The organism is Streptomyces sp. 13-12-16 (assembly GCF_002114215.1).
Lineage (GTDB): Bacteria > Actinomycetota > Actinomycetes > Streptomycetales > Streptomycetaceae > Streptomyces.
The window spans coordinates 1-8966 of record NZ_NCTE01000513.1 but is presented as its reverse complement, the minus strand read 5'-3'; the positions used below and the strand labels follow the sequence as shown (position 1 = coordinate 8966).

At 72.3% G+C, this 8966-nt stretch carries 8 protein-coding genes; 3 read left to right on the top strand and 5 right to left on the bottom strand.

Annotated features, from left to right (window positions below):
• Positions 1 to 487: 487 nt before the first annotated feature.
• A complete protein-coding gene (locus B7767_RS20795) occupies positions 488 to 2173 on the bottom strand; it encodes a CocE/NonD family hydrolase (RefSeq protein WP_085573524.1) in 1686 nt (561 codons plus the stop codon).
• Positions 2174 to 2271: 98 nt separating this feature from the next.
• Between B7767_RS20795 and B7767_RS20790 the strand changes: the two genes are divergently transcribed.
• On the top strand, positions 2272 to 2988 hold the full coding sequence (locus B7767_RS20790) for a TetR/AcrR family transcriptional regulator (RefSeq protein WP_085573523.1): 717 nt from the start codon (positions 2272 to 2274) through the stop codon (positions 2986 to 2988).
• 142 nt (positions 2989 to 3130) lie between these two features.
• On the opposite strand, the gene B7767_RS20785 is transcribed toward B7767_RS20790, so the two are convergent.
• Positions 3131 to 3688, bottom strand: a complete 558-nt coding sequence (locus B7767_RS20785; protein WP_085573522.1) for a TetR family transcriptional regulator — start codon at positions 3686 to 3688, stop codon at positions 3131 to 3133.
• A gap of 264 nt (positions 3689 to 3952) precedes the next feature.
• On the opposite strand from B7767_RS20785, the gene B7767_RS20775 reads away from it, so the two are divergent.
• A complete protein-coding gene (locus B7767_RS20775) occupies positions 3953 to 4825 on the top strand; it encodes an SGNH/GDSL hydrolase family protein (protein ID WP_085573520.1) in 873 nt (290 codons plus the stop codon).
• A 241-nt stretch (positions 4826 to 5066) separates the two neighbouring features.
• Here the strand turns inward: B7767_RS20775 and nadE are convergent, their stop codons facing one another.
• The 3 genes from nadE to B7767_RS20760 form a co-directional block, all read right to left on the bottom strand.
• A complete protein-coding gene (gene nadE / locus B7767_RS20770) occupies positions 5067 to 5897 on the bottom strand; it encodes an ammonia-dependent NAD(+) synthetase (protein WP_085573519.1) in 831 nt (276 codons plus the stop codon).
• Between the two features lie 328 nt (positions 5898 to 6225).
• Positions 6226 to 7059 (bottom strand): alpha/beta fold hydrolase, encoded by an 834-nt coding sequence (locus B7767_RS20765; RefSeq protein ID WP_085573525.1) that lies wholly within the window; start codon positions 7057 to 7059, stop codon positions 6226 to 6228.
• A gap of 151 nt (positions 7060 to 7210) precedes the next feature.
• On the bottom strand, positions 7211 to 7675 hold the full coding sequence (locus B7767_RS20760; RefSeq protein WP_085573518.1) for a DUF5707 domain-containing protein: 465 nt from the start codon (positions 7673 to 7675) through the stop codon (positions 7211 to 7213).
• 237 nt (positions 7676 to 7912) lie between these two features.
• On the opposite strand from B7767_RS20760, the gene B7767_RS20755 reads away from it, so the two are divergent.
• Positions 7913 to 8966 (top strand): sensor histidine kinase (locus B7767_RS20755; protein WP_256923511.1); only part of this gene is annotated, 1054 nt, incomplete at its 3' end.

Sequence of the window (8966 nt, the reverse complement as noted above, 5' to 3'; positions counted from 1 at the left end):
CGGCGTGGGCGCTGGGCACGCCGGGTGCCCGGCCGTCCGCGTCCGGACGGGCATGCGTGACACCGGGCCGCCCTTCTCCCGATGAACAGCCTGGCCCCACCCGCGACTCGCGCCCGGTACCACCGTGGCGGCCACCGGCGTGGCAGGCACGGTCGGGGGCCGTCGTCCTGTCCCGCGGCGACGACCGTTCCGGCCCGGTGCGCGGCGACGGCGAAGGGGCCGGCGACCGGAGTACGGCAGGGCGTCCTTCCCCCGCCGGGCGCGGCTCGACGAGGACGAGCCGCGCGCATCCGGGTCCTGTCCGTCATCACCGGTCCGCGGGCACCGGTACCTGCGGCGCACGGTCGGTCTCAGCCTCGTCGTACCGGCCGCCGCCGGCGCCGTGCCGTGGAGACGGCCGCGGTGTCCCGTACACGCCTCGGGCGTGTACGGGGCCCCTTCGGCATCGCCCGGCCCGTCGGTCCCTTCCCGGGGAACGGGAGGGGGATCACTCGAGCCCGGCGCCGCGGGGGAGCATCAGCACCGAGTCCGTGTGGACCGTGATGCGCACCGGTGTGAAGGTGGTGGCGTCCACCGGCGATTCCCCGGTGCCGGGATTACGGGCGTAGCGGGGACTCGCGCCTCCGCTGATCTGCCAGCGTATGCGGTGGCCTGCGGCGAAGCGATGGGCGGTGGAGCTCATCCCCACGGTGACCTGCGAGGGCGCGGGTCCGCTTGTCCGCAGCCGGCCCAGTCCGTCGCAGACGTTGACGGAGCGGCCCTGCGCGTCCACGTCGCACAAGCGGGTGAAGACGTCGGCGTGCCCGGTGTCCGTGGAGACGCTCAGTCGCGCGGAGACCGGGCCCAGGACGTCCACGGGCTCGGTCAGTGGTGGGCCGGTGAACGTCAGGACGTCGTTGCGGGCTTCCAGAACGCTGTTGTCGCGTGGGCCGGCGGTGCGGGAGAGCAGAGGACCTCCGAGGGAGGGGGTGGGGTCGGCCGGGTCGTAGCGGAACGTCGTCAGCGGCGCGGATTCCGTGGGGGGCTGCCGGGTGAGATGCCCGTCCGGGGCGGGGTACCACGAGGCGGCGGCGGAGACCGGCGGCCAGTCGTCGAGGTCGCGCCAGGTGTCCTCGCCGTTGACGTGCACGCGTACCGCGGTGGGGCGCAGGCCGGAGGGGTCGGCGCACAGGTGGGCGCGCAGCCAGGCGAGGCTTTCGGCGAACACCTCGGGCCATCCCCGCTGCAGGGCGGAGGTGTGGGTCCAGGGGCCGACGAGCAGGGCGGTCTCGCATCCGGCCCGGCGCAGCCGGTCGTACTGCTCGAAGGTCTGGTCGACCAGCACGTCGTGCCATCCGGTGATCAGGGCCGTGGGCACGCCGAGCCGCTCCGCCGACTCCGCCAATGACGCGCCGTGCCAGTAGGCGTCCTTGGCGTCCGGGTGCGTCATCACCTCGTCCAGCCAGGGCACTTCACCTCCCAGGGCGGCCTCGTACGCCCCGCGCAGGGGCTGCGCGGCGGTGACGTCGCGCAGGCGGCGCTGCAGGCGCAGCGTCGCCTTCAGGAACGGCGCCATGCCCTGGTGCTGGTAGGTCATGCCCGTGCCGACGGCGAGGACGTTCTCCAGGCGCAGCGCACCGTCCGCGTGGAACAGGGCGTGGGGATCGTGCAGTCCCACCTGCACCACCATCGCCTTCAGTTCCGGTGGCGGGTCCAGGGCGAGGGCCCATTGCGTGTAGCCCAGGTAGCTGGGGCCGACCGTCCCCAGCGTTCCGTTGAACCAGGCCTGCTCGCGCAGCCAGGCGACCGTGGCCCGGCCGTCGGCGGCCTCGTTGCGCCACAGATCGAACGCACCGCCCGAACCGCCGGTGCCGCGGCAGCTCTGCAGGACCACGTGGAAGCCCTGTTCGGCGAAGAGCATGCCGTACTGGGGCGACCACGGCAGGCCTCGGCCGTAGGGCGAGCGAACCAGGAGGGTGGGGAAGTCGCCCCGGGTCCGCGGGAAGTAGTGGTCGGTGATCAACGGGCTGCCGTCGGCGGCCGGTACCACCAGCCCCGGCTCCCATCCGGCCTCGTGCAGCTTCGCCGGCAGACCTCGCCAGGTCGCCCTCATCATCCGTGAGGACAGCGGCGGTCTTCCGACGGGCGGCTCCCAGGCCGGTCCGGTCACGGCGTCGGGCGTGCGTGATGGCATCGTTCCCCTCCTCATTTCCGTACGGTGTACGAGAATAGAGGATGCTTGGATGACCTTCGCAAGGACCGCCCCGTAAACGGAGGAAGGAGCGCAGGACCGTGCCCGGTGACCAGAGGTCCAGCGCCGCGAGCGTCGATCCCGAACAGCTCTGGCTGCGTCCCACCGAGTTCCGCAGAGGCCGCAGGCCCTCCTTCAGCCGGGAGGCGATCACCGGGGCGGCCGTCGCCCTGGCGGACGCCGAAGGCCTCGAAGCGGTCACCATGCGGCGGGTCGCCGCCCGGGTCGGAGCCGGTGTCATGTCGCTCTACAGCTACGCCCCCGACAAGGAGACACTGCTGGAACTGATGGTCGACCACGTCAGCGGCGAGCTGTCGGTCACGGACCCGCCCAGCGGTGACTGGCGCACCGACCTGAAGGCCGTCGCCCACCTGCAGCGCGCCCACATGCTGCGCCATCCCTGGCTCCCCGCCGCCTTGACCGCCCGTCGCGTCCCGGGCCCCAACACGCTGGCCTTCCTGGAACACGCGCTCGCCGTCCTCCGGCCCACCGGGCTGGACGGTGCGGCGAAGCTGGAGGTCTTCGCCCAGCTCACCGCATTCGTGGCCGGACACGTGGCTCACGAGATCGCGCAGACCGCAGCCGCGCGGTCCCCGGAACGGGCCGCGGCCGAGGCCCGCTACCTCGCCGCTGTCGCCGCCGACGGCCGCCACCCGGAACTCGCCGAAGCGCTCTCCGCCCCCGGACGCCCACTCACCGCCGAAGCCACCTTCACCCGGTTCCTGGGCCGCCTGATCGACGGTCTCGACGCCGACTGACGCAACACGCCCGTGGATGCGTCCCGTCCGCGGCGCCCCGGAGGGACGAGCCGACGGTACGGAGCCCGTCCGGACGGCTCGAACGTACGCCAGGGCGCCCGCCCGGTGCGCGTCCTCCGCGAGATCCGGTACCGCGGCGACGTCAGTGGTTCCGAGGAGTCAGCACCCCTTGGAACAGTGCGCCGTACCGTGACGTCAGTTCCGTACGGTCCATTCGGAGCAGCCCTTCGTCCCCGACCACCCACAGCGCGTACAGCAGTCCCCCCGCCAAGGCGGCCGCCATGCGCGCGCGGACGTCGGCGTCGGGGCCGGACAGGCGACGGCGCAGCGGTGCGACGAAGAGTTGCTCGTGCGTGTCGCGCAGGCGTTCGCGGATCTGCGGTTCGCCGCTGCCGTGCACCAGGGCCAGGAAGACGCCCTGCGCGGAACCGCCGAGCTGGACGAGGAGTTCGGCGAGCCGGCCCCCCAGGTGTTCCAGTGGCACGTCGAGCAGTGGCTCGTCATCGATCGTCAGGTGCATCGTCTCCAGGAACAGGAGTTCTTTGCTCTTGAAATGACGGATCACCAGTGCGGGGTCCGCGCCGGCCTCCGCCGCGATCCGGCGGACGGTGGTCCGGGAGAAGCCCTGTTCCCGGAAGAGCCGGGCAGCGGCGGAGTGGATGGCCTCGCGGGTCGTGACACTGGAGCCGGTCTGCAGCATGCGGGACAGGATAGGGGGCCCGGCGCTTCGCAACTGCGGGTTCGCACATCTACGGGGTGCGCCGGAAGTCTTCCGTAAGCGTTTCGAGAAGTTCGGTCAACAATGTTGACTCCCCGCCGGGGGACCTGCACATTACCTGACGGTAGAACCGCTCGGTAATCGCGCGGCCCCGCACTCCCCCGGGCTCGAACCGCTCCGTTCGCTCCAACGGCACGCCCCCGCCGGCCGCCACCCCACCGCTCCACCCCCGAGAAGAGGGATCACATGCCGAAGCACGCCCTGCGGAATGTCATGGCCACATCATCCGCACTCGTCGGTGCGCTCGCCCTCAGCCTCACGGGCGGCACCGCACACGCCTCCGCGTCGCTGGACTACGTCGCCCTCGGCGACAGCTACAGCGCCGGCTCGGGCGTACTGCCCGTGGATCCCACCAACCTGCTGTGTCTGCGCTCCACCGCGAACTACCCTCATGTGATCGCCGACCGTACGGGCGCCCACCTGAAGGACGTGACCTGCGGCGCCGCCCAGACGAAGGACTTCACCACATCGCAGTACCCCGGGGTCGGGCCCCAGGTGAACGCGCTCGGTGCGGGCACCGACCTGGTGACGCTGACGATCGGCGGCAACGACAACGGCACCTTCATCAACGCCATCACGGCCTGCGGCACCGCGGGGGTCCTCAGCGGAGGCAAGGGCAGCCCCTGCAAGGACCGGCACGGCACCTCCTTCACCGACCAGATCGACGCGAACACCTACCCCGCGCTGAAGACCGCCCTGCAGGCCGTTCGCGCCAAGGCCCCCAACGCCCGCGTGGCGGTCCTGGGTTACCCGTGGATCACACCGGCCGAGGCCGATCCCTCCTGCTTCGTGAAGCTTCCGGTCGCCGCCGGTGACGTGCCGTACCTGCGCGGCATACAGGCGCACCTCAACGCGGTCGTCGAACGCGCCAGTGAAGAGACCGGCGCCACCTTCGTGGACTTCTCCCGGATCTCCGAGGGCCACGACGCGTGCAAGCCCGGCGGGACCCGCTGGATCGAGCCCCTCCTCTTCGGCGGCAGCCTCGTGCCCGTCCATCCCAACGCCCTCGGGGAGCGGCGCATGGCCGAGCACACCATGAGCGTCCTCGGCCTGAGCTGACGGCGACGCGCCTCACCCTCGACGACCGCGTCGAGGTGTTCCTGGCGACGGCCTCGGCCGGGCAAGGGGCGTGGCGCTCGGGCGCCGGTACCGTCCGGGCCGGGCCGCAGCCCGGTTCACGGGGGCTTCCGCAGGGGGCGGCGGCTCCCGGGCCGCGGCCTTCACCGCCCCGGCCGAACGTCACCGTCCCGGCGGAGCACTCGCTCACTCATCCCCGGTGACGGGGGACGGCGCCGCCCGGTCAGGGGGTGATGGGCAGCCGGCGCTTGTGGTCGGTGAGGCGGTAACGGCGGACGATCGTCTCGAAGGCCTGCTCGTCCACCGGCTTGCCCTCCAGGAAGTCGTCGATGACGTCGTAGGTCACTCCGAGCGCGTCCTCGTCGGCCTTGCCCTCGTCGAGGCTCTCCAGGTCGGCCGTCGGGATCTTCCACACCAGCGCGGCGGGTGCGCCCAGCGCGTCCGCGACGGCGCGCACCCGGCGCTTGGTCAGCCCGGCCAGCGGGACCAGGTCGGCGGCGCCGTCGCCGAACTTGGTGAAGAACCCGGAGACCGCCTCGGCGGCCTGGTCCGTACCGACGACCAGGCCGTCGTGCGCGCCGGCCACCGCGTACTGGGCGATCATGCGCTGGCGTGCCTTGATGTTGCCGTGCACGAAGTCCTGGTGGTGGGCGTCGCGGAAGCTCACCCCGGCGGCCAGCGCGGCCTGGAGCGCGGCATCGGCGGCGGGCTTGATGTCCACGGTCAGCACGTGGTCGGCCCGGATGAAGGAGAGCGCGAGCCGGGCGTCGTGCTCGTCGGCCTGGACCCCGTAGGGCAGGCGCATCGCGTAGAACCGCGCTTCGTGTCCGCCGGCCCGCGCCCGTTCGACGGCGAGCTGGCACAGTCGGCCCGCGGCGGTGGAGTCGATGCCGCCGCTGATACCGAGCACGAGGGCGCGCAGACCGGTGGAGGTCAGCCGCTCCGCGAGAAAGGCCACCCGACGCTCGATCTCGCGCTCGGCCTCGAAGGTATCGGCGACCCCCAGTTCCCGGGCGATCTCCTTCTGCAGGGCGATGGACGCCGGCTCACTCACGTCTGCTCCTCGTTCCGGCTCACGATGTGCTGTCGCCTCCCCTGCTACCCCGGAGCTCCCCGGGGAATCCGGGCGGGAGGGACCGTCCACCGACACCCCGGGCGGCGAACCGGCCCGCCACGACGTCTCCACCGTGCTCCTGGCCTCGGTCCCCGTCGCGCTGCGGCCCGTGGAGGTGTGGTGCCGCGGAGCGGCACCGTTCATGAGGGGCGCCCCGTGCGGCCGTCTCGTGTGCCGTACGACCGCGGCGGCACCCCGCCACCGCGGCGGTGGTGGCGGGATGCGTGTGGTTCGTTTCCCGGCGGCGAGAGGGGCCGCCGGGTGTGCGTCACTCGGCCAGGAACGTCAGCAGGGCGTCGGTGACCTCCTGGGCATGGGTCCACAGCAGGCCGTGCGGGGCGCCCTCGACCACGACGTACTCGGCCTGCGGCAGCGCCCGGTGGAAGGGTTCGCCGGTGGACTCGATGGGCAGGATGCGGTCGGCGGTGCCGTGCAGGATCAGCGCCGGCACGTCGACCTTCTCGATGTCGGTGCGGAAGTCGGTGGTCCAGGTGTCCACGCAGGCCAGGGAGGCGTACCAGGAGGCGCCGGCGGCGGTGTTCCAGCTGTGGCGCAGGGCCTCCTCGCTGATGCGGGTGCCGAGGTTCTCGTCCAGGTTGTAGAAGTCCTGGTGGAACGCGGTGAAGTAGGCGTAGCGGTCGGCGGTGACGGCCTGCTTGATGCCCGCGAAGACGCTGCCGTCGACGCCGGTGGGGTTGTCGTCGGTCTTGAGCAGGAAGGGCTCCAGGGAGGCCAGGAAGGCGGCCTTGGCGATGCGTCGGGAGCCGTGGGTGCCCAGGTAGCGGCCGACCTCGCCGGTGCCCATGGAGAACCCGACCAGAACCGCGTCGCGCAGGTCGAGGGTGGTCAGGACGGTGTTCAGGTCGGCGGCGAAGGTGTCGTAGTCGTAGCCGGTGGTGGGCTGGGAGGAGCGGCCGAAGCCGCGCCGGTCGTAGGTGACGACGCGGTAGCCGGCCTCCAGCAGGGCGGCGGACTGCTTCTCCCAGGAGTGGCCGTCGAGCGGGTAGCCGTGGATCAGCACGACCGGCTGCCCGGTGCCGTGGTCCTCGTAGTAGAGCTCGATGTCGGTGGAGTTCTCCTGACCGACGGTGATGAACGGCATGGTGATTGCTGCCTTCCGGTACTGGATGTGATGCGGGGGTGGAATCGGGCGCGGTCGGCGGACCGCGCGGGCGGCCTTCTCGACGACACGGGTCACGGCGCCGGGGTGGGAGACGGACACCGCGTGGGAGACGTCCGGCCCCGGTGACAGGTCAGCGGGTGACGTCGAACGTGGCCGCGCGGGGCACGAACGTCGTGTCGCCGTCCTCCGCCGTCGCCAGCACCGACACGTACCAGGCGCCTTCCGCCAGATCGGACGCGTCCCGCCGCGTCACCTCCAGCGTGTAGGTGCAGCGGGACGTCCCGTCCGAGGTGCCGCGGCACGTGGCCTCGTCCACGTACCGCGTCTCCGCCTCGGTCGGGTCGAGTTCGGAACTCGCCGGCCACGCGATGACCCTGACTTCGCGGACACCCGAGTCGTCGCTCACGTCCGCGGTGTAGGAGAGCTTCCCCGCGCCCTGCCGGGACGGGGCGACATAGTCGGCGGAGCCGTTCTCCACGGTCGGCTCCGTGACGGTGGAGGCCGTGGCGTAGCCGCCGGCGGTGACGGCGCCGAGGACGACGGCGCCGAGGACGACGGCGCCGAGGACGGACGGGACGAGAACACGCTTGGACATGGTGGATCCCCCGGATACGAGTGGAGTGTCGATGTGCGGGAAAGCGCGGAAGAACCGGTGGTCGGCCGCTTTCCCGATGTGATCGAGACTAGGGCCGGGAGCACCGCCCGCTCCTCCCGCCGGGGAACGATCTCCGTGTCGAACCCGGGGTGCAGCGTCTCCACCCCAGGTAAGAGAACGGGGTCCGCCTCGAGCCCGAGGACAGCCGCTCACCTGCGGCCATAGCCTTGGTCTCTTATGAAGGACAACGACGACCGGTTCCTGCCCCTCGTGCTGCTCGGCGCCCAGGCCGCGGTGTGGCCGGGGGCGGACGTGATCCGCGGGAGCGTTCCGGCGGGGGCCGACCTTCTCGTGGCGGCCCTCGTCGCCGGGCTGGTGACGGCCGCGCTTTCGCTGCGCCGTTCCAAGCCGGTGATCGCCCTCGCCCTGGTCGCCGCCGCCTGTGCGCTGGGAGCCGGTCCCCTGCCCACCGGCGCCATGGCGGTGCTGGGGACAGCGGGTGTGGCCCTGGCCCTGTTCACCGTGGCCGGCGAACGCGACACCTTCACCGCCCTGTTGTGCGTGATGACGCTCGCCCTCTGGCAGTCTCTGTACAGCATCACCCTGCACGGACTCAGCGACCGCGACGGACTCGACCTCGTCCTGACGGCCGTGCTGTACTCCGCCGCGTCCGCCGCCGGAATGCTGGCGCGGCGCAGCCGGCTGGCGCGGCAGGCTGCCGAGCAGCGGCTGAAGCGGGCCGAGATCGAGCGTCACCGGCTCCCGGCGGTCGAACGACAGCGGATGGAAAGGGAGTTGCACGACGTCAGCGCCCACCATCTGACGGCCGTGGTCGTCACGGCGGGTGCGGCGCTCGGACTGCGCGACCGTCGCCCCGAACTGGCCGACGAGGCCCTTCGGTTCGCCGCCGAGACGGGCCGTGAGGTCACCCGGGCGCTCGGCGCGGTGCGGGCACCGGCCCTCTCACGGGAACAGCAACCGTCGCCCAGGGAACGGATGCTGGGTCTGGTCGCCGGATTCTCCCGGCTCGGTCAGCACGTGGAGTGCGAGATCGACGCGCTGCCGGACGGTGCCGTCGCGGACGCGGCGTACGGCATCGTGCGCGAGGCGCTGACCAATGTGGCGCGGCACGCATCCGGTGCGCACACCACCGTGACGTGCCGGTACGGCGACGCCCGCACGGAGGTCGTCGTCACGAGCGCCGCACCGCCGGCCGGCTCGCCGGCGCACGGCACCGGCCTCGGCTCGGGGCGCGGCCAGGGCTTTCTGCGGTCGCGGGCCCGGGAGGCCG